The following is a 20495-nucleotide window of genomic DNA, read 5'->3' on the forward strand; positions in this document are numbered from 1 at the left end:
CATAATGCAATTTGCGTGGAGGGCACTTCCGCAGCAAGCTATAGTTACCTTTGACTGGCCGTTGTATTTACAACGGCCATTTTTTTATCTGTCGTCTTCTGGTAAGCTTTGCCGCCCTTGGTTCCAGCCCCATGCTCGGCGCTGGCAGATAACCCCAGAACGGGCACGATATTATGGCGCACATCGGTACCTTATTTATTATTTCTTCTCCCAGCGGCGCAGGCAAATCCAGCCTGATCCAGGCGCTGCTGGAACGCCCCAGCACCGACGGCAAGCTGCAGGTTTCCGTCTCTCATACCACCAGAGCCAGGCGCCCGGGCGAAGAGGACGGGGTTCATTATCACTTTGTGGACCAACCCCGGTTTCAGGCGCTGATCGATCGCGGCGCCTTTTACGAGTGGGCCCAGGTGTTCGGCAACTACTACGGCACCTCGCGCGAGTGGATCGATGAGCAGCTGGCAAACGGTATCGATATTCTGCTGGATATCGACTGGCAGGGCGCCCGCCAGATCCGCGCCCAGTCACCCAACGCCAAATCCATCTTTATTCTGCCGCCGAGCCGGGAAGAGCTGGAACGCCGCCTGAACGCACGCCAGCAGGATAGCGCCGAGGTCATCAAGGGCCGCATGGACAAGGCGGTGTCGGAAATGTCCCATTACGACGAATACGACTATCTGCTGGTTAACGACGATTTCGACCATGCGTTGAACCAGCTCAGCGCCATTATCGAGGCCGAGCGTGCCAATACCGGCAAGCAGGCGATACGTTTCCAGGACTTGCTTTCCGGACTACTGGCGGAATAAGCTAAGATCCATTAGAATTTTGCACCTTTTTTAATCATTGGAGTCCATTATGGCACGCGTTACTGTTGAAGATGCTGTTGAGCAGGTAGGCAACCGTTTTGATCTGGTTCTGGTTGCTTCCCGTCGCGCCCGCCAACTGGCCACTCAGGGTAAGGATCCGCTGGTCGCCCCGGAAAACGACAAGCCGACCGTTATCGCTCTGCGGGAAATAGAACAGGGCCTGGTCAACCATGCGGTGATGGATGTACAGGATCGCCAGGAACAGCAGGAAATGGAAGCGGCCGAACTGGCTGCCGTGGCAGCCATTGCCGAAGGCCGCCTCTAAATCCGGTGTGTCCTCCGGCCGGCGCCGGCTGGCCCGTTCAGGTCTGAACGGGCCTTACCTCTGAATCGCGTATAAACGGCATCGACTGTCGGGGTATCACTTGTATCTATTTGAATCTCTCAAGGAGCTTGCCACCAGTTATCTGCCGGCTGAGCAGGTAGAGCAGCTAAAGGTCGCCTACGTGGTGGCCCGGGATGCCCACCAGGGGCAAACCCGTTCCAGCGGCGAGCCCTATATCACCCATCCGGTGGCGGTGGCGCGTATTCTGGGAGAGATGCACCTCGATCACGAAACCCTGATGGCAGCCCTGCTGCACGACGTCATCGAAGATACCCCGGTCACCAAAAACGTGCTCGAACAGCAGTTCGGCACGGCGGTGGCCGATCTCGTTGAAGGCGTATCCAAACTCGACAAGCTCAAGTTCCGGGATCGCAAGGAAGCCCAGACCGAAAACTTCCGCAAGATGGTCCTGGCCATGACCCAGGATATCCGGGTCATACTGATCAAGCTGGCCGACCGCACCCATAATATGCGTACCCTGGGCGCATTACGCCCGGACAAACGCCGCCGCATCGCCCGGGAAACCCTCGAAATCTATGCGCCCATCGCCAACCGTCTGGGTATTCACAGCATCAAGAACGAGCTGGAAGAGCTGGGGCTGGAAGCCCTCTACCCCATGCGTACCCGGGTGCTGCGCGAATCGGTACGCCGGGCCCGGGGCAACCGGCGCGAGATCATTCAATCGATCAGGGAAGAGGTCAGCGGACGGCTGGATGACTCCCGCATAGAAGCCCAGGTCAAAGGGCGGGAAAAGAACCTGTTCTCCATCTACAACAAGATGGTAAAGAAGGAACTGCAGTTCCACGAGGTGATGGATATCTATGCCTTTCGGGTGATCGTGAAAGACATAGATACCTGCTACCGGGTACTGGGCCAGATGCACACCCTGTACAAGCCGCGCCCGGGTCGCTTCAAGGACTACATCGCCATTCCCAAGACCAACGGTTATCAATCGTTGCACACCTCGCTGGTGGGGCCGCACGGCGTGCCGGTGGAAGTGCAGATCCGTACCGAATACATGGAGCAGATGGCCGATAAAGGCGTGGCGGCGCACTGGGCCTACAAGCAGGACACCGAACGTTCCGACACCACCGCCCAGGTGCGGGCCCAGCGCTGGATGCAAAGCCTGCTCGAACTGCAGCAGAGTGCCGGCTCTTCGTTCGAGTTTATCGAAGGGGTCAAAACCGATCTGTTTCCGGATGAAATCTACGTCTTCACCCCGGAAGGCCGCATTCTGGAACTGCCCTCGGGTGCCACCCCGGTCGACTTCGCCTATGCGGTGCACACCGACATCGGCCATGCCTGCGTCGGCGCCCGGGTCGACCGTCAGCCGTTCCCGCTCAGCCAGCCGCTGCATTCGGGGCAAACCATAGAAATCATCACGGCACCCAGTGCCCGGCCCAATGCGGCCTGGCTCAACTTTGTGGTCACCTCGCGCGCCCGTACCAAGATCCGCCAGTTCCTGAAAAACCTGCGCACCGAAGAATCGGTGCTGCTGGGCAAACGACTGCTCAACCATGCCCTGGGCGCCAAAAACCTGGAAGACATTCCGGCCGAGCGTGTCGAGCAGGTACTGAAAGATACCAAACATGGTGCAATCAACAACCTGCTGGCGGATATCGGCCTGGGTAACGCCATGAGCGTGGTGGTGGCCCGCCGTCTGCTGAGCAAGCCGAACGAGATGCCGACAGAGCGCCCCAGGGCCATGAAAAAGATGCCCATTCGCGGCGCCGACGACATGCTGCTCAACTTCGCCAATTGCTGTCGTCCTATTCCCGGCGACCCCATAGTGGCTCATATCAGCCCCGGCCGCGGCCTGGTGGTGCATCTGGAGTCGTGCAAGAACATCCGCGGCTACGGCAAGGAACCGGACAAGTACCTGCCGGTGCAGTGGGACATGGAGCAGGACTTCGATTTCGAGTTCAAGACCGAAATCGGCATCGAGATCATCAACCATCAGGGTGCCCTGGCCGAGCTGGCCAATGTGATCGCCGCCACCGGCGCCAATATTCACAGCATCGCCACCGAAGAAAAGGACGGCCGCGTCTATGTGGTCGAGCTGCTGATCACCACCAAGAGCCGTATTCATCTGGCCAATATCATGCGCAAAATCCGGGTGACCCCCAACGTGCTAAAGGTCTATCGGCTGCGGAAGTAAATCCGGTGAGGGGTGAGGGGTGAGGGGTGAGGTGTAAGAAGCCAAAGTCCCTCACCCCTCACCCCTCACCCCTCACCCCTCACCCCTGCCATTGTGTAATCCCCCCCCTTTCACGCTACACTGCCATCCATATTGTCCACCAGCCGAACCGCCCGGAGCCCTCCATGCTCGCTCGCCTGTTCCTGCTCGGGATTTTCCTGCTTATGAATACCGCCATCGCCTCCCCCCGTCTGACCACCGAAGCCGAACTCAGTGAGCTGGGTCAGTCCGGGCTGGAGGCCTTCTGGCAACGGCAGGCAGAACAGGGCCACTTCGTCGCCGACGACGGTCTGGAATTACCCTACGCCAGCCTGAACCGTCCCGAGCATCAAAAAGCCATCATACTGGTGAACGGACGTACCGAGAGCTATCTCAAGTATCAGGAGCTGGCCCGGGATCTGTTCAACAACGGTTATAACGTCTACCTCTACGATCACCGCGGTCAGGGCATGGCGCCCCGACTGTTGCCGGATCCGCTGATGGGCCATGTGGCAGACTTCGACCATTACGTGCAGGATCTGGAGCAATTTGTGCAACAGGTGGTGTTGCTGGAGCCGGTGGACAGCCTTTATCTGCTGTCCCACTCCATGGGCGGCACCATCTCGGCGCTGTGGCTGAGCGAAACCCGGGTCCGGCTGCAGGCGGCGGTGCTGTCGTCGCCCATGATGGGCATTTACCTCGGGCCCCTGCCGCGCTGGCTGGTCGACAGCCTGCTCGGCGCACTCGATAGCGGTTGCCACTGGCTGGGCCACGAGGCCTGTTACGCCCCCGGTCAGGGCGGCGGCTATGTGGAAGCCCCCTTCAAGGACAACGAGCTGACCCACAGCGAGGTGCGTTATCGGCTGTTTCGCGATCTGTACCGGCAAAAGCCCGAGCTACAGCTGGGCGGCGCCAGCCTGCACTGGCTGCAACAGTCACTGCGGGCCGGCGACAACGCCATTGCCGGCGCCAGCCGCATTACCACCCCCTTGCTGGTGTTGCAGGCCGGTAACGATGTGGTGGTGGACAACCGAGCCCAGAACCGCTTCTGCCAGGCTCTGGCCCATTGCCACGGCGGGGCGCCCAAGGTCATCAAGCAGGCATCCCACGAACTGTTTATCGAACGGGATCGTCAGCGTCTACAGGCGCTGGAAGCCGCATTATCGTTCTTCGAACAGCACCCCTGACGCCATTTACCGATTAGAGCACAGCCACTCATACCATTGCCGCTTACTCTATCGCCGCTTACTCTATCGCTGCTTACTCCATTGCCGCTTACGCCATTGCCAGTATGGCCCGCCACTCGGCCTCGCTCACAGGCATCACCGACAGCCGGCTGCCCTTCTGCACCAGCGGCAGCCCGCTTAACGCCGGATTGGCCTTGAGCGCGGCCAGTGGCAACAAGGGCAGATGGCGCTCATAGCTCAGTTCTACCGCATACCAGCGAGGTTGTTCCGGGTTGGACTTGTCATCGAAGTAGGGGCTGGTCGGATCGAAGGCGAACGGGTCGGGAAAGCCGGCGCGCTCCACCTTGCCGATACCGGCGATGCCGACCTGTTTGCAGCTGGAATGATAAATAAAAACCTCATCTCCCACCTGCACCTCGTCACGCAGAAAGTTACGGGCCTGATAGTTGCGCACCCCTTCCCACAGGGTGTTGGCCCGGGCCAGCTCATCGATGGAAAAGGTATCGGGTTCGGTTTTGAACAGCCAGTAGGCCATGGTGCTTCCTCGTTATTTATTTTGTGGCGCCAGGCTGGCAGCCGATGACCGGCTGTGGCAACCTTGTTTGACCGCACATGATACATAGCCACTTTATAGATAGTCACTTTGATACATAGTCACTTTGATACACAGTCACTTTGCACGGAGAAATACGCGATGACCAAACCCTGGTGGCTTGCTCTGGCACTGTTGCTGACCGCCTGTGGCGGCATCCCCGAGGTGCCGCCGCCGGCTCCGGTGCCGGTGGAGGAAGTCGAACCCGAACCGCAGCCTTTCGAGAATGAAGTGATCAGCGTGCCGGTCAGCCCGCTGCAAACCCTGCCGAGCGACTGGTGAGCATGGAAAAGTACATCGGCATCATGTCCGGCACCAGTCTGGACGGCATCGATGCCGTGCTGATAGCAACCGATGGCGAACGGGTTCAGTTGCTGGCCCGCACCGCCAGCCCCTTCGAACCGGATTTGCGCCTGCGGCTGCTGAGCCTGGCCGGTGGCGGTGCCGTCACGGCCCGGCAATGGGGCGAGCTGGACGCCGAGCTGGGCCAGGCCTATGCCGCCGTCACCCTGCAATTGCTGCGCGAGTCGGGCCACAGCGCCGGGCAAATCCGGGCCATCGGCTGCCATGGTCAGACCGTCTGGCATCAACCCAAGGCCCCCCTGCCGTTTTCGCTGCAACTGGGGGACGGCAACCGGCTGGCGGTCGACACCGGCATCATCGCCATCAACGACTTTCGCCGCAAAGACATGGCGCTGGGTGGCCAGGGTGCCCCTCTGGTGCCTGCCTTTCATCAGCGGGTGCTGGGCGGCGTGGACCAGGTTCGTATTCTGGTCAATATCGGCGGCATCGCCAACATCACGGTACTGGCGCCGGACCAGCCGGTGCTCGGCTTTGATGTCGGCCCCGGCAACATGCTGATGGATATCTGGACTCGCCGCCACCTCGGCCTGCCTTACGACAAGGACGCCGCCTTTGGCCTGCAGGGCCGGGTCGATATCCCGCTGTTGCAAACCCTGCTGGCCGAGCCCTGGCTGGCCCTGCCTGCCCCCAAGAGCACAGGCCGGGAGCTGTTCAGCGAACACTGGCTGGATGCCCGCCTGCCGGAGGGTATGGCGCCGGCCGATGTACAGGCGACGCTGGCCGAATTGACCGTTACCGTCATCGCCAACGAAGCCGACAAATGGCCGGCGGGTGAACTGCTGGTCTGTGGCGGCGGCGGCCATAATCCGCTGCTGATGCAACGGCTGGCGGCCCTGCTGCCCGACTGGCGGGTCGACACCAGCAACAGCGCCGGCGTGGACATGGACGCCATGGAAGCCATGGCCTTTGCCTGGCTGGCCCACCAGACGATGCACGGCCTGGCAGGCAACCTGCCGGACGTGACCGGTGCCCGCCGCCCCGCCATTCTGGGCGCCATTCATCTGCCCGGCTAACACCTTTTTCCCGATATGGAGCACCGCCATGGATAACAAAGACCTGCTCAAGAGCCTGGCCAGACTCGCCTCCGAGGGCCGCAATCCCGAGACCCTGCACATCGACCGGCAATCGACGCTGGAGATACTCACCACCATCAATACCCAGGATAAACAGGTACCGGCAGCGGTGGAACGCGTGTTGCCCGCCATCGCCGCCGCCGTGGAGATCATAGTGGCGGCCTTTCGCCGTGGTGGCCGACTGATTTATATGGGAGCCGGTACCAGCGGCCGCCTGGGCGTGCTGGATGCCTCCGAGTGCCCACCCACCTTCAGCGTGCCCGAGGGCATGGTGGTGGGGCTGATCGCCGGTGGCCCTCAGGCCATGTTCCGCGCGCAGGAGGGGGCAGAAGACAACGAACAGCTGGGCGCCCGGGATCTGCAACAGCTCGAACTGAACGCGAATGATGTGGTGGTGGGCATCGCCGCCAGCGGTCGCACGCCCTATGTACTGGGCGGTCTGCATTATGCCCGGCAACTGGGCGCTACCACGGTGGCGCTGGCCTGCAATGCGGGCTCCGCCATCGGCCTGGCGGCAGACATCGCCATCGAACCCGAAGTGGGCCCCGAGGTGATCACCGGCTCGACCCGGCTGAAATCGGGCACGGCTCAGAAGCTGGTACTCAACATGCTGACCACCGCCAGCATGATCCGCCTGGGCAAGATCTATCAGAACCTGATGGTGGACTTGAATGCCAGCAACCTGAAGCTGCAGGCCCGGGCCCAGCGCATCGTGATGCAGGCCGCCGAGGTGGACGAAGAGACGGCGGCCCTGGCGCTGCAGCAGGCGGACAACGAGGTCAAGCTGGCCATACTGATGCTGCTCTCGGGGCTCGACAAGGCCGAGGCCCGCACCCGGCTGGAACAACATCGGGGGATATTGGGAAAAGCGGTACCGGGTGAGGGGTGAGGGGGAACCCCCTCCCCGTTAACACCGCCTCGGCAGAATCACCACCGAGAGCAACGCAAGGGGAGGCTTGGGGGGCCGGGTAACCCAGCCTCTTACGACTCCTGGTCTTCGGCCAGTCGGGAGCGCAGCTTTTCTTCCCGGCGTCGATACCAGCCTGCCTTGAACGCCGTCCACCAGTCCTGGGATAGCTCGCCACCATGGGCTTCCAGTATGGCGATGACCCTATCCAGGGTCAGGGCGGCGGCATCGTAATCGATGTCCAGCCACTGCTTGCGCACCACTACCTTGGCCACACCGGGCTCGGCGTCAAACACCTCGGCCAGCAGCTCTATCTGCAACTGGTTAAGATGATCGAGCTTCAGGTGCCGTCTGACCAGTACCACCTCGGCCGCCCCTTCGCTGTGTAATGTGCTCATACGCTCCTTCCTCCTGATACCACCGCCCATAGCGACAGTCCGACTCGAGCCCGGGGTAACGGTTAACCGACGCCCCCTGCGACACCGTCTTGATCTTCGCGCTTGCCTACCAAGACCGAGTCAAGCGCAAGCCGAGTTCAAAAGCAAGTACCAGCGCGTTGCAAAGCCCCGCCGGCTGGTTCACCATAATGCAAAAACCCCTTCCACACGTCATTATCGAGAGATCATCATGGACGCCACCCTTACCCTCAAGGCCACTGCCACCCAGGCCGCCGTGACCCTGGCCGCCATCGGTCAGGGCTCCTGGTACCTGGGGGAAGGCCTGGCTCCCCGCCGCGACGAAGTACGCGCCCTGCAGCAGGGTCTGGATCTCGGCCTGACGCTTGTCGACACCGCCGAGATGTACGCCGATGGCGGTGCCGAAGAGGTCGTGGGCGAGGCGTTAAAAGGCCGCCGGGAGCAGGCGTTTCTGGTGTCCAAGGTGTATCCGTGGAATGCGGGCAAACGCAGCGCCATCCAGGCCTGCGAAGACAGCCTGCGGCGACTGGGCACCGACTATCTGGATATGTATCTGCTGCACTGGCCCGGCAGCATACCATTGGAAGAAACCCTGGCCGCCTTCGAGCGGTTGCAGGCCGACGGCAAGATAAAACGCTTCGGGGTGTCCAACTTCGATATCGACGAACTACAGCAATGGCATGACTTGAGTGGCGACGAAGGCGCCGTCAACCAGGTGCTCTATCACCTGGGGTCACGGGGCATAGAGCACTCGCTGCGCCCCTGGCAACGACAGCAGCAGATACCGGTGATGGCCTACTGCCCGCTGGCTCAGGGTGGCCGCCTGCGCCGGGCACTGTTCGCGCATCCCGAACTGCAGGCCCTCGCCGCCGAACTCAAGGTAACCGTGCCCCAGCTACTGCTGGCCTGGGCCATACGCCCGGTCGGCGGCCAACGCGATGTGATTGCCATCCCCAAGGCGGTCCAGCCGGAGCACGTACGCCAGAACGCCGAGGCCCTGAACATCCACCTACCCGACGAGGCGCTGGCCCGGCTAAATGCCGCCTTCCCAGCTCCGGGCCACAAGACACCGCTGGATATCGTTTAAACCACCTGGCCGGCGCACCAGCCGCCACTCCAGGCCCACTGGAAGTTGTATCCTCCCAGCCAGCCGGTGACATCCACCACCTCGCCGATAAAATAGAGATTGGGTACCTTGTTGGCCATCATGGTCTTGGACGACAGCTCCCTGGTATCCACCCCGCCCAGGGTCACCTCGGCAGTGCGGTAGCCCTCGGTGCCACCGGGTTTCAGCGGCCAGGCAGACAACAACCGCTCTATGGCCGCCAGCTCTTTCGGCACATACTGCTTCAGCGGCTTGTTGCCGATCTGCTCTCGCTCCAGCAGGGTTTCCACCAGCCGTTTGGGCAGGTGGCGGCTCAGCCAGGTTTTCAGCTCCTGGTTGGGACTGTCGGCCACCCCTTGGGCCAAGCCACCGGCGGGCAACAGCTCGAAGTGAACCTGTTCGCCGGCCTGCCAGTAGGACGAAATCTGCAGCACGGAGGGGCCGGACACCCCCCTGTGGGTAAACAGCAGGCTTTCGGCGAAACGGGTGCCGTCTTCACTCTCGGCCACCACCGGCAGGGAAACACCGGCCAGCGGCTCCAGGGTGGCCTTGTCTTCCGGTTGCAGGGTAAAGGGCACCAGACCGGCGCGGGTGGGCAGCACTTTGAGTCCGAACTGCTCCGCCAGCTTGTAACCGAAGGGCGAGGCACCAATTTTTGGCATAGACAGGCCGCCGCTGGCCACCACCAGCGACTGGCAGCTGAGTTCGTCGTTCGCCGTCGCCACCATGAAGCCGTCACCCAGTCGCTCGACGTTGAGGATCTCGGTGCGCAGGCGAATGGTCACGCCGGCGTCTTCGCACTCCTTGACCAGCATGTCGACGATTTCCTGCGCCGAGTCGTCGCAGAACAGCTGGCCCAGGGTCTTTTCGTGATAGGCAATGCCGTGCTTTTCCACCAGGGCGATGAAGTCCCACTGGGTGTAGCGGGCCAGGGCCGACTTGACGAAATGCGGGTTACCACACAAATAGGCCGCCGGCTCCACGAAGTAGTTGGTGAAGTTGCAGCGTCCGCCGCCCGACATCAGGATTTTGCGACCGATGCGCTTGCCGTGATCCAGCAGCAGCACCCGGCGGCCACGTTTGCCCGCTTCGGCGGCACACATCAGGCCGGCGGCACCGGCGCCGATCACAATCACATCCCAGGCTTTCATGGCACTCCACACTCTCGATAACATCAAAGGCGCTATTCTAGCGGCCACGCCGCCGCTCGGCTATGCCGACACGGTCGACCCGGCTATGCCGACACTGGAGACCCGGCTATGCCGACACCGGAGACCCAGCTATGCCGACACCGGAGACAGGGTTATAATCCGGGCCATGAGCGACCTCGCCGAACCATTCCGACAACTCAGCACCCTGCTGCACCGCACCCGCGGTGACTGGCAGCACACTCCCTTCGCCTGCCGCGAACTGCCCTGGCCCGAGCTGACCCCGGCGCTGATGGCGCTGGATGAAGCCCAACTCGATGCCCTGGACGAAGACGATGTCGCCGCCCTGGCGTTTTTTGCACCACTGCGGCCCGACACCGTCGCCGCCCACCACTATCGGTTACCCGAGCTCGAGCGGGCCGCCGACTACGCCACGCCCCGCTGGAGCAACGGTATTCCCGGTCGAAAATGGGCACAAATCAAGGATTTTGCCGCCAATATCACCGCAGAACACCCCATTCTTGAATGGTGTGCCGGCAAGGGCCATCTCGGCCGCCTGCTGGCCCAGCAGGCAGCGTCTTCGGTCACCAGCCTGGAATGGAATGCCGATCTGTGCCGGCAGGGCGAGCAGCTTGCCGAACAGCTAACGCTCGATCATCACTTTGTCTGTGCCGATGCCCTGAGTGCCGACGCCGCCCGCCTGTTCCGACCCGAACAGCAGGCGCTGGCCCTGCACGCCTGCGGCGAGCTGCACCTGCGTTTTCTGCGTCATGCCGCCGCCGCCGGCACCCGCCGGCTGGCGCTGTCACCCTGCTGTTATCACCTGATTGACGGCGAGCGTTATCGGCCGCTGTCGACCGCCGGCAGGCAGCAGGATCTGCAACTGGACCGTCAGAGTCTGCGGCTGCCGCTGCAACAACAGGTGACCGGCGGCGAACGGGTGCGCCGCCTGCGCCACATAGAACTGAGCTGGCGGCTGGCGTTCGATGAATTGCAGCAGCAGCTGACCGGCAGCCGCCGCTATCTGCCGTTACCTTCTTTTCCCAAGCGGCTACTGAGCGGTGATTTTGCCGGCTTTGCGCGCTGGGCCTGCGAGCAGAAAGCGCTGCCGGTACCGGACGACATCGACAGCACACGCTGGCTGCAACGGGCCGAGGCACGTCGCCTGCTGGTAAAACGCATCGAGCTGGTCCGCCACCGTTACCGCTATCTGCTGGAACTCTGGCTGCTGCTGGATCGGGCCCTGTATCTCGAGGAAAAGGGCTATCGGGTCACGCTCGGTACCTTTACCGCCGAGAGCAATACCCCCCGCCGCTACCTGCTGCAGGCCAGCCGGAGCTGACCGCACCTCCGTGGCCAGGCCAGTGTCCACGCGGCAGCAGGAGCTGTGCTCGCTGCGTGAAGAAATCCGCCCGCTCAAGACCCTGCTGCAAAGCCGATAACGATAGTACGCACATCAGAGACGGTTCTGCTTGTCTCCCGACCGGCATCTGGCCTATGCTGCGAGGGGCATTAAATTTCCACCCAGCTCACGGTTTATCTGCTAATGGATTGATAGATTTACAAAAAAAGGAGATGTGCCATGACAGAACCCTATCAGTATCAACACATACTGGCGGCTGTCGACATGACCGAGAAAAACCGCAAGGTCATCGCCAAGGCGGTGGACAGGGCCAAGGCCAACAAAGCCAGACTGTCCGTCATTCATGTGGACGTGGATCTCAAGGATCTCTATACCGAGATGATCGACATCGATATCGACAATATCCAGGATCAGGTGGTGGCCGACGCCAAGCAGAGACTGGAAGAATATCTGGCCGATATCGACTACCCGATAGAGAAAAAGCTGGTGATCTGCGGCGACCTGGCGCTGAAAGTGAATGAAGCGGTCGATCAGCACCAGGTCGACCTGCTAGTCTGTGGCCACGAGCAAAGCTTCTGGAGCCTGCTCACTTCCTCCGCACGCCAGTTGATGAATACGGTGCCCTGCGACATGCTGGTGGTGCCCCTGCCCAAAAACTGATGTTCAGGGCGACTGGCGCAGCCGGTTGCCCACTTCCTCCAGCACCTCACGCAACCAGATCAACGCCGGATCAAACTCGGTCAGCGGATGCTGCGCCAATACATAGGTACTGTGCAGTGACTCGCTCAGCCGATGTTGCTGCAACGGATAATAATGGCAGAAATCCCGCGCAATCAGCTCCGGCACCATGGCCAGATAACGGCCGGTAGCCAGCAGCTTGGGCAAGGCCTCGAAGCTCGGCACCCAGAGCGCAATGTGCCGCTCCAGTCCCTTTTTCTTCAGCCAGCTTTCGATCAGGGTCTGATTGTGGCCCCAGGTCGAGGTGGAGACATGGCTCCAGCCAACCAACTGCTCGGCAGAGAGCCGGTCCGGCAGTCTGCTGCCCTCGGCCGACAGACACCTCATGGGGTTGTCGAACCAGGGAGCAACCAGCAGGCGGGGCGAGAGATGGTCACCGTCGGCGAAGGCCACGACCAGATCCAGGCCGCCGCAAGACAGGCTGTCTTCATAGTCGGAATGCGCCAGCTCGGTAATGACCAGGCGACAGCCCGGCGCCCTTTGATGCAGCAGTTCCACCAGCTGAGGCACCACCCCATGCTCGATGGAAGACGGCACCGCCAGCCGAAAGGTACGGTGCGACGAGGCAGGATCAAACCCCGCCGACTGCCGCACCCCCTGCTCCAGCAACAGCAGTGCCTGCCGTACCGGCGCCGCAAGCGCCTGGGCCCTGTGGGTGGGCCGCATTTCCTTGCGGGTCATCACAAACAGTGGGTCGTCCAGCGTTTGGCGCAACCGGGCCAGGGCATGGCTGACCGTAGACTGGGACAGGTTAAGCTGCTCGGCAGCCCGGGTGACGCTGCGGCTTTGCATCAATACATCGAATACCCGCAGCAGGTTCAGATCCAGGCGTTGATAGGGATTATCCATCGATATTCACCATGGGTTTATGATGATAATTCATTTTTGACATAGCTGATCTGACCATAGAATAGCGCCCACAAACAAGTTTATCGTCGGCGTGGTGAAGTATTTCATCCGACAGCCGGGTCAAACAAGGTTCTGGGCATGGTGGCATCATGGGGGGTACTGCCTGTCTATCGTCGCTGCCGGATTATTCGAGGTAATTCGGCAGCAGCGGTACAAACGGAATATTCAAGACCCGGCAACGTGGGTAACCACGCTGACAACCTATTGCGGGCAAGTGCCCAACAGTTCTGCGTGTGGTGTTAAACCACCTTGTTTAGGGACGTCATTCTCTCCTTTATGACAAACCTGATATTGGTCCCGGGCCGGTGCATTGCGCCGGCTTTTTTTATGGACCGGGTTCTGGATTACACCCGCGCTTTACGCCATCATGACGCCCCGTCTTGACCAATGTCGAAGTTTTCACCATGTCTTATCTGGTATCCGTTACCCTGTTGTGGGCCTTCTCTTTCAGCCTGATCGGCGTCTATCTGGCCGGCACCGTCGATAGCTACTTCTCCGTGCTCAGCCGCATTATGCTGGCAACCCTGCTGTTCATGCCACTGATGTCGTGGCGTCAGCCACCCCGACTGGCCCTGGGGCTGATGGCCTGCGGCGCCCTGCAGCTGGGGCTCATGTATCTGTTCTACTACCAGTCGTTTCTGCTGCTGACGGTGCCGGAAGTGCTGATCTTTACCGTGCTCACTCCTGTCTACGTTACCCTGATCTACGACCTGCTGCACCGCCGCTTCACCCCCGGCTACCTGCTGACCGCCGCCCTGGCGGTGGTGGGCGCCCTGGTGATCCGCTTCGACGGTATCACCGACCGTTATCTGCTTGGCTTTGCGGTGGTACAGGGTGCCAACCTCTGCTTCGCCCTGGGCCAGGTCGGCTACAAGGTACTGATGGAACGCTATCCCGCCCATCCTCCCCAGCATCGGCTGTTCGGTTATTTCTATCTGGGCGCGCTGGCGGTGGTGGTGCCTGCCTGGCTGCTGCTCGGCGGTGACACCTATCCGACCACCCGGCTGCAGTGGGGCATACTGCTGTGGCTGGGCCTGGGTGCCTCCGGCCTGGGATATTTTCTGTGGAACAAGGGCGCCACCCTGGTCAATGCCGGCGCCCTGGCCATCATGAACAACGCCCTGGTGCCTGCCGGTCTGCTGGTCAACCTGCTGATCTGGAACCGGGATGCCGACCTGCTGCGGCTGGGCCTCGGCGGACTCATACTAATGGCCTCGCTCTGGCTCAACGAAGCCTGGGTCAAACCCGGCGCCACCGTCCGGGCCGGATGACGCCGGGCTCACAGAATCGATATTTGCTGCCTTTCCGGCATGGCTTTCCGCCCCAGTCTCCCTACACTGGGTTTCAGGAAACCGTGCCAGGAGAAAAGAGATGTTCAAAGCTCTGCTACTAGAAGAATCAGGTAAGGATACTCACGCCAGCCTGAAGCGACTCAACGAAAGTCAGCTCACCACCGGTGACGTGCTGGTCAAGGTGGACTATTCAACCCTCAACTACAAGGATGCCCTGGCCATTACCGGCAAGGGCAAGATAGTGCGCCAGTGGCCCATGGTGCCCGGCATCGACTACGCCGGTACCGTGCTGGCCTCGGATCACCCGGACCACCGCATCGGCGATGAAGTCATTCTCACCGGCTGGGGGGTGGGCGAGCAACACTGGGGGGGTCTGGCGGAAAAAGCCTGTGCCAAAGGTGACTGGTTGATCCCGATGCCTACCGGCATGAGCGCCAGGCGTGCCATGGCCATCGGCACCGCCGGCTTTACCGCCATGCTCGGCCTGATGGCGCTGGAACATGCCGGCATCAAGCCGGAACAGGGTCCCATTCTGGTCACCGGCGCCACCGGTGGCGTAGGGTCGGTGGCGGTGCGTCTGTTGGTCAAGGCCGGCTTCGAGGTGCATGCGGCCACCGGTCGCCCCCAGCATGCCGACTGGCTGCGCGAACTCGGCGCCAGCGACATTGTGGACCGCGCCGACCTGGATAAAGAGCCGGCAGCGCTCGAATCCCAGCATTGGGCCGGCGCCATCGACTCGGTCGGCGGCCGTACCCTGGCCAAAATCCTCAGCCAGACCAAGATGGACGGTGCCGTTGCCGCCTGCGGCCTGGCCGGAGGCGTGGCCCTCAACACCACCGTCATGCCCTTTATCCTGCGCGGCGTGCAGCTGATCGGCATCAACTCCGTGTATATGCCCAGGGAAAAACGCATCGAGGCCTGGCAGCGTCTGCAGACCAGCCTGCCGTTGAACTTTGAAGATGAGGCCCGGGAATTCACCCTGGAGCAAAGCATAGAGGCCGCCCATGACCTGCTGGCCGGCAAACTCAGGGGCCGGGTGGTGATTCAGCCTTAAACCGAAAAAAATACCGCCGACTCGCCATGCGAGTCGGCGGTACCGGCTCTTTGCCCATATTTCAACCAATACATCCCCCGTTAATACGCCGTCTTTTTCCTTCCCATTACATGTTATAAGATAACAACATCATTCCCTGCGGACGAAGCTATGAGCCCCCCCGTTACCACCCACCTCGTCATGGGGTTTCTCGGCACCGGCAAGACCACCCTGCTGCGCCATTTGCTGGCCAACAAGCCGGAGCAGGAACGCTGGGCCATTCTGGTCAACGAATTCGGCGAGGTCGGCATCGACGGCGCCCTGCTCACCGATCAGGGCGCCATGATCAAGGAAGTACCCGGCGGCTGCCTGTGTTGCGTATCCGGCCTGCCCTTTCAGATAGGGCTCAACGCCCTGCTGCACAAGGCCAGACCGGACCGGCTCTTCATCGAACCCAGCGGTCTGGGCCACCCCAGCCGAATCATGGATACCCTGACCGCCAAGCATTACCGGGAGGTACTGCAGCTCGGCGCCGCCTTCTGCGTAGTGGACCCGCGCCAATGGACAGATAAACGCTATCAGGAGCACGAGACCTATCGGGATCAGCTGGCGCTGGCCGACATCATAGTGGCCAACAAGACCGACCTCTGCGAGCCGGAGCAACTTGAAGCCCTGCGCCTCGGCATCGAGCAGATTCAACCTGCCCAGCAACTGGTGGCAGTGACTCGGGGGCAACTGGACCCGGAGTGGCTGCAGCAGCCACATCACGTCGGACGCAAGGCCAAAAGCCCCCAGGCCCATGCCGGCAATGCCGCCCGCCCGCTGATTGCCGACTCGGGCCCCCGGCTCAGCCGCAGCCGGCCCTGGCGCCGTTACAGCAACCACGGCCAGGACCATTATTCGATTGGCTGGCGTTTTCTCGACGAGGTGTGTTTCGACTTGCCGGCGATAGAACGCTTCTGTCGCGAGCTGAAGGTGGCCCGGCTCAAGGCGGTACTGCGGGTAGCAGACGGCTGGCGCGCCTTCAACAAGGTGGATGACCAGCTCAGCGTCTACCGCATCGCCCCCCAGAAGGAAGGCAGACTGGAGCTGATCGATCCCCAGCCGCTGCTGGCGAATTCACTGCATGAACAACTGATGCGGACGGTAAGCTCGCTGCCGTCGTCATAAAAGGGTCACGAAACTGACTTAATCTGCCAGCCACGAGTATAAGGATATATTGGGGTCGGGTTGATGAAGGTGTCGCTGTTTTCGTTGTTGTCGTCATTATTGCTGATCGCGCTGGCGCTGGCACTGGCCGGTGCCTTTTATCTGGGGGATCAGCGCCTGCAGCAGGGCGAACAGACCCGAGCCGAGCTGGAACAGCTGCGGCGGGACGCCAACATCAGCCTGTATCGCACCATTTCGGCCTATCTCGCTCAGGGCGACACCAGCCTGATGACCGATGCCGGGCAACAACTGCAAGCCCTGAATACCGCCCTGTCCGCCTACCCGGGCGCCGAGCCGGCCCAACAGGCGGTGGCGCGGCTGGAGCAGCAGCTGAACCACGACTTTCGCGAAGCGGGCAAGCTGTCCGGCAACAGCCAGCAGCTGCTGCAACATGCCGAGCAGGAACTGGCCGATCAGCTCAGGGCACTGGCCCGCTACGCCGATATCGACCGGCCTCTCGCAGACCGCTATCGTACCCTTGTCGCCGAGATGCTGGCCGCACTTCCCCGGCTGATTCATTTGCGTCAGGGCTACATCGACAGTAACAGCCCGCAGCTCAAAGCCTCGCTCGATTTTCAGCTCGCCGAACTGAACAAACTGGCCGCCGAACTGCAGGCCCTGCCGCTGCTGGGCGTTTATCAGCAACAGGAAGTCGACGAATTCGCCCTGCGCCAGCCCAAACCGATAGAAGCAGGTGAAGGCCCCAAACGAGACGTATTGAGCCTGCTGGGTCGCTATCCCAAGGAGCTCGCCAATACCGGCGGCAACCTGGCGCTGCGCAGCCAGGCGTCGGCCGCCCTCACCGCCGGGCTGATCACCATAGAGCAGCAGCTGGACCAACTGGTGGATCAACAGGAAAGCGCGCGACAGGCCGGCTACAAGCAGTTGGCGCTGCTGCTGATTGGTTTGTGTGCCGCCTTACTGCTGTTTGCCCTGCTCAGCTACCTGTTTCAGCGTCAGCTGGTCGTCAAACGGCTGCACCAGTTACGCAATGCCTTTGGTCAGCTGCTGCAGAACGGCCAGCTCGCCACCCTGGCCGTCACCCACCCCAACAGCGAGCTGGGCCAGATTGCCACCAGCTTCAACGGCCTGATCGACCAGCTGCAGCGCCAGCAACAGAGCCGGGCCGAACAACTGGGCCATGTCTCGGCGGCGCTGGAGCAGATGGTGGAAGAAGTGCTGGATATTCAGCAGCACACCCAAACCACCGACAACACCATGAACGGCAGCATCGACATGGTCAACGAGCTCAACCACCTGGCCCAGCAGATGCGCCAGGCCACCGACGATATCGCCCTCACCGCCCGCGACAATCTGCAGGCCATGGACGTCAGCCGGGAAAAAGTGGAGCAACTGGTACACACCGCCGAACAAAGTCAGCAGGCGGCCCTGACCGGCCAGCAGGCACTGGGCAGCCTGACCGATTCGGTCAACGACGCCTCCGCCATTATCGGGGTCATTCAGCAGATCGCCGAACAGACCAACCTGCTGGCATTGAATGCTGCCATCGAGGCGGCGCGAGCGGGAGAGCACGGCCGCGGGTTCGCGGTGGTGGCCGATGAGGTACGCAAACTGTCCGGCAATACCCAGGGCTCGCTGACCGAAATCGGCAACATCATGGAACGGCTGCGACTGGCCAGCAACGAACTCAACCAGACCATCAGCAAGATGATGGGGGCCGCCGAGGCCCAGCACGGTCAGGCACACACCCTGATGGAAGTGACCGAACAGGTCAGGACCACCTCGCAGGCCACCACCTCGATGGCCGAACAGGGCGCCGGCCATGCCGACAGTCAGGCCGCCGAGCTGAGTCGCTTCATGGCATTGATGGATGACCTCAAGCTGCAATCAACCCAGGTGTCGGAACGGGCCGGCCAGGTGGTGCAACGTATCCGAGGCCAGGCCGGCACCATTACCGAGATGCTGCAATAAGCCTGAACCCTTACAGCTGATATTACAGCTGATTGATGGGGATTTTCAGGAACACCCTGCCCTGCTCGTCTGCCGGTGGCAGCTGCCCGGCGCGAATGTTGATTTGAATGGCCGGCAGGATCAGCCGGGGCATGCCCAGGGTGGCGTCCCGCGCTTGCCGCATCCGGACAAAGCCCGCCTCGTCGATGCCGTCGTGCACATGAATGTTGTGTTGGCGCTGCTCGGCCACCGAGGTGCGATGGCGGTGCTCCCGGCCGGGCTTGGGATAGTCGTGACAGACATAAAGATCGGTGGCCTCCGGCAACGCCAGCAGTCGTTGAATAGAGTGATACAGCCGGCTCGCGCTGCCACCGGGAAAATCGCAACGGGCCGTGCCCAGATCGGGCATGAAGAGGGTATCGCCCACAAAGGCCGCCTGCTCATTGATGACGTAGGTCAGATCCGCCGGGGTATGGCCAGGGGTGTGCATCACCCGGATCTGCAGCTCGCCCACGGTGAAACGGTCGCCGTCGGCAAACAGGTGGTCGAACTGACCGCCATCGGGCAAAAAGCCCGGCTCCAGCTCGAATACATCCCGGAAGATAGCCTGCACCTCGGTAATCTGCTTGCCGATGGCCACCTTTCCGCCCAGCCGCTGCCGCATAAAAGGGGCCGCCGACAGATGATCCGCATGGGCATGGGTTTCGAGAATCCAGGGCACGGTGAGCCGCTGCTTACCTACAAAGTCCAGCAACTGCTGCGCCGACGCGGTGCGGGTGCGACCGGCGGCATAGTCGAAGTCCAGCACAGGATCGATGACCACCGCCTGCCCACCCGGGTGGTCATAGACCAGGTAACTGAAGGTTTCGCTGTCCGGCTCCAGAAACGCCTTGACCAGAGGTGCCTTGTATTTCGTCATGCCATCCTCCTTTGGTAACAGATCATAAAATCAGCATAATCCAACCAAAGGAATGCGCACGGCCCCGATTTACAGCGCCTGCTTGATATAGAGGTCGAAGCGGTTGTTCTTGGTCTCTATCCGGGCGGAGGGTGTCACCCCGTTGAGAAAGCCCGCATAGCCGGGCCGCTTCACCACTACCCGCGCCCGGGCCAGTTGCAGCGCCAATGGCAGCAGGGCATCGGCGTCGTCATCCGGCCCCACCAGCGAATGAAACACCCGCATTTCTTTCTTGACCAATGCCGCCTTCTTCTTGTGGGGGAACATGGGGTCCAGATACACCACATCCGGCTGCTGTTTTATGTCGGCCAGGGTCTGACCAAAGGGCAGCAGGGTCAGCCGTTCGCCGACCCAGTGACCGATATCCGGGTCCTGCGCCGCCCGGCGCAGGCCGTCTGCCAGCAGCGCATGCACCACCGGATGGCGCTCGCACAGGGTCACCTCGCAACCCAGAGACGCCAGCACGAAGGCATCTCGTCCCAGGCCGGCGGTGCCGTCCACCACGCTCGGCGTATGGCCATGCTTGAGCCCCACGGCCCGGGCTATGCTCTGGCCACGGCCACCACCAAACTTGCGCCGGTGCGCCACAGCCCCTTCCGCCAGGTCCACATAAATGGCGCCCAGTTTGGGCTCGTCCAGTTTACGCAGCTCCAGCCGCCCCTCGGTCAGCACCAGGGCGAAGGGGGCGGCGGCAGCCACTCCCTGCATGGCCATTTTCAGCCGTTCGGCTTCCTGCTGCAGCTCGGCATCTTCCAGCTCGACACGCAGGGGGATCAGATTATCACTCATCGAGAATTACCATCGAGAATTACCATTAAAAACGGCTGGCACAGGGCCAGCCGTCGAGTCGCATCAAACCGGTTACGGGCATGTTCGGCACATCAAGGGCCCGGTTATTATGACCGGCCAGTCCGAATTGAACAAATG

Annotated in this window: 20 protein-coding genes; 14 read left to right on the forward strand and 6 right to left on the reverse strand. The window is 61.6% G+C overall.

Features of this window, described 5'->3' with window-relative positions; all coding sequences use genetic code 11:
* Positions 1 to 173: 173 nt before the first annotated feature.
* From gmk to HNR62_RS11065, 4 genes are all read left to right on the forward strand, one after another.
* The gene (gene gmk, locus HNR62_RS11050; RefSeq protein ID WP_204796146.1) at positions 174 to 803 is read left to right on the forward strand and encodes a guanylate kinase; all 630 of its coding nucleotides are present in this window, start codon (positions 174 to 176) and stop codon (positions 801 to 803) included.
* 49 nt (positions 804 to 852) lie between these two features.
* Positions 853 to 1128: a DNA-directed RNA polymerase subunit omega gene (gene rpoZ, locus HNR62_RS11055; RefSeq protein WP_204796147.1), complete on the forward strand. Its 276-nt coding sequence runs from the start codon at positions 853 to 855 to the stop codon at positions 1126 to 1128.
* Positions 1129 to 1228: 100 nt separating this feature from the next.
* On the forward strand, positions 1229 to 3346 hold the full coding sequence (spoT, locus tag HNR62_RS11060; RefSeq protein WP_204796148.1) for a bifunctional GTP diphosphokinase/guanosine-3',5'-bis pyrophosphate 3'-pyrophosphohydrolase: 2118 nt from the start codon (positions 1229 to 1231) through the stop codon (positions 3344 to 3346).
* A 164-nt stretch (positions 3347 to 3510) separates the two neighbouring features.
* The gene (locus HNR62_RS11065; protein WP_204796149.1) at positions 3511 to 4551 is read left to right on the forward strand and encodes an alpha/beta fold hydrolase; all 1041 of its coding nucleotides are present in this window, start codon (positions 3511 to 3513) and stop codon (positions 4549 to 4551) included.
* An 88-nt stretch (positions 4552 to 4639) separates the two neighbouring features.
* On the opposite strand, the gene HNR62_RS11070 is transcribed toward HNR62_RS11065, so the two are convergent.
* The gene (locus tag HNR62_RS11070) at positions 4640 to 5086 is read right to left on the reverse strand and encodes an EVE domain-containing protein (RefSeq protein ID WP_204796150.1); all 447 of its coding nucleotides are present in this window, start codon (positions 5084 to 5086) and stop codon (positions 4640 to 4642) included.
* 159 nt (positions 5087 to 5245) lie between these two features.
* On the opposite strand from HNR62_RS11070, the gene HNR62_RS11075 reads away from it, so the two are divergent.
* The 3 genes from HNR62_RS11075 to murQ are packed head-to-tail and all read left to right on the forward strand — an operon-like array spanning position 5246 to position 7468.
* Positions 5246 to 5425, forward strand: coding sequence for a hypothetical protein (locus tag HNR62_RS11075; protein ID WP_204796151.1), 180 nt, complete (start codon positions 5246 to 5248; stop codon positions 5423 to 5425).
* Positions 5426 to 5427: 2 nt separating this feature from the next.
* Complete coding sequence (locus HNR62_RS11080; protein ID WP_204796152.1) at positions 5428 to 6519, forward strand: anhydro-N-acetylmuramic acid kinase; 1092 nt, start codon at positions 5428 to 5430, stop codon at positions 6517 to 6519.
* A gap of 28 nt (positions 6520 to 6547) precedes the next feature.
* A complete protein-coding gene (gene murQ, locus HNR62_RS11085) occupies positions 6548 to 7468 on the forward strand; it encodes an N-acetylmuramic acid 6-phosphate etherase (protein WP_275588101.1) in 921 nt (306 codons plus the stop codon).
* A gap of 92 nt (positions 7469 to 7560) precedes the next feature.
* Here the strand turns inward: murQ and HNR62_RS11090 are convergent, their stop codons facing one another.
* On the reverse strand, positions 7561 to 7884 hold the full coding sequence (locus tag HNR62_RS11090) for a hypothetical protein (protein WP_204796153.1): 324 nt from the start codon (positions 7882 to 7884) through the stop codon (positions 7561 to 7563).
* 229 nt (positions 7885 to 8113) lie between these two features.
* On the opposite strand from HNR62_RS11090, the gene HNR62_RS11095 reads away from it, so the two are divergent.
* Complete coding sequence (locus HNR62_RS11095) at positions 8114 to 8989, forward strand: aldo/keto reductase (RefSeq protein WP_204796154.1); 876 nt, start codon at positions 8114 to 8116, stop codon at positions 8987 to 8989.
* Here the strand turns inward: HNR62_RS11095 and HNR62_RS11100 are convergent.
* On the reverse strand, positions 8986 to 10158 hold the full coding sequence (locus HNR62_RS11100) for a BaiN/RdsA family NAD(P)/FAD-dependent oxidoreductase (protein ID WP_204796155.1): 1173 nt from the start codon (positions 10156 to 10158) through the stop codon (positions 8986 to 8988). The two genes, HNR62_RS11095 and HNR62_RS11100, sit on opposite strands and share 4 nt — an antisense overlap.
* Here HNR62_RS11100 and HNR62_RS11105 point away from each other — a divergent pair.
* Together HNR62_RS11105 and HNR62_RS11110 are read left to right on the forward strand one after the other, a co-directional pair.
* On the forward strand, positions 10157 to 11497 hold the full coding sequence (locus HNR62_RS11105) for a methyltransferase (RefSeq protein ID WP_239552753.1): 1341 nt from the start codon (positions 10157 to 10159) through the stop codon (positions 11495 to 11497). The two genes, HNR62_RS11100 and HNR62_RS11105, sit on opposite strands and share 2 nt — an antisense overlap.
* Before the next feature lie 240 nt (positions 11498 to 11737).
* On the forward strand, positions 11738 to 12178 hold the full coding sequence (locus HNR62_RS11110; RefSeq protein ID WP_204796156.1) for a universal stress protein: 441 nt from the start codon (positions 11738 to 11740) through the stop codon (positions 12176 to 12178).
* Positions 12179 to 12181: 3 nt separating this feature from the next.
* Here the strand turns inward: HNR62_RS11110 and HNR62_RS11115 are convergent, their stop codons facing one another.
* Entirely contained in the window at positions 12182 to 13105 is a 924-nt protein-coding gene (locus HNR62_RS11115; protein ID WP_204796157.1) for a LysR family transcriptional regulator, read from the reverse strand.
* 464 nt (positions 13106 to 13569) lie between these two features.
* On the opposite strand from HNR62_RS11115, the gene HNR62_RS11120 reads away from it, so the two are divergent.
* The 4 genes from HNR62_RS11120 to HNR62_RS11135 all read left to right on the forward strand — a co-directional run bounded on the left by HNR62_RS11120 (position 13570) and on the right by HNR62_RS11135 (position 18631).
* Positions 13570 to 14436 (forward strand): carboxylate/amino acid/amine transporter, encoded by an 867-nt coding sequence (locus tag HNR62_RS11120; RefSeq protein ID WP_204796158.1) that lies wholly within the window; start codon positions 13570 to 13572, stop codon positions 14434 to 14436.
* A gap of 100 nt (positions 14437 to 14536) precedes the next feature.
* Complete coding sequence (acuI, locus tag HNR62_RS11125) at positions 14537 to 15511, forward strand: acrylyl-CoA reductase (NADPH) (RefSeq protein ID WP_204796159.1); 975 nt, start codon at positions 14537 to 14539, stop codon at positions 15509 to 15511.
* 150 nt (positions 15512 to 15661) lie between these two features.
* Positions 15662 to 16660 carry a CobW family GTP-binding protein gene (locus tag HNR62_RS11130; protein WP_204796160.1) on the forward strand — a complete coding sequence of 333 codons (999 nt, stop codon included), beginning with the start codon at positions 15662 to 15664 and terminating at the stop codon, positions 16658 to 16660.
* 63 nt (positions 16661 to 16723) lie between these two features.
* Positions 16724 to 18631: a methyl-accepting chemotaxis protein gene (locus tag HNR62_RS11135; RefSeq protein ID WP_204796161.1), complete on the forward strand. Its 1908-nt coding sequence runs from the start codon at positions 16724 to 16726 to the stop codon at positions 18629 to 18631.
* Between the two features lie 22 nt (positions 18632 to 18653).
* On the opposite strand, the gene HNR62_RS11140 is transcribed toward HNR62_RS11135, so the two are convergent.
* Together HNR62_RS11140 and HNR62_RS11145 are read right to left on the reverse strand one after the other, a co-directional pair.
* Positions 18654 to 19529, reverse strand: a complete 876-nt coding sequence (locus tag HNR62_RS11140) for an MBL fold metallo-hydrolase (protein WP_204796162.1) — start codon at positions 19527 to 19529, stop codon at positions 18654 to 18656.
* A gap of 69 nt (positions 19530 to 19598) precedes the next feature.
* Entirely contained in the window at positions 19599 to 20357 is a 759-nt protein-coding gene (locus HNR62_RS11145) for a class I SAM-dependent methyltransferase (RefSeq protein WP_420827158.1), read from the reverse strand.
* Positions 20358 to 20495: the final 138 nt, after the last annotated feature.

It is taken from the genome of Oceanisphaera litoralis (assembly GCF_016907015.1).
GTDB lineage: Bacteria > Pseudomonadota > Gammaproteobacteria > Enterobacterales > Aeromonadaceae > Oceanimonas > Oceanimonas litoralis.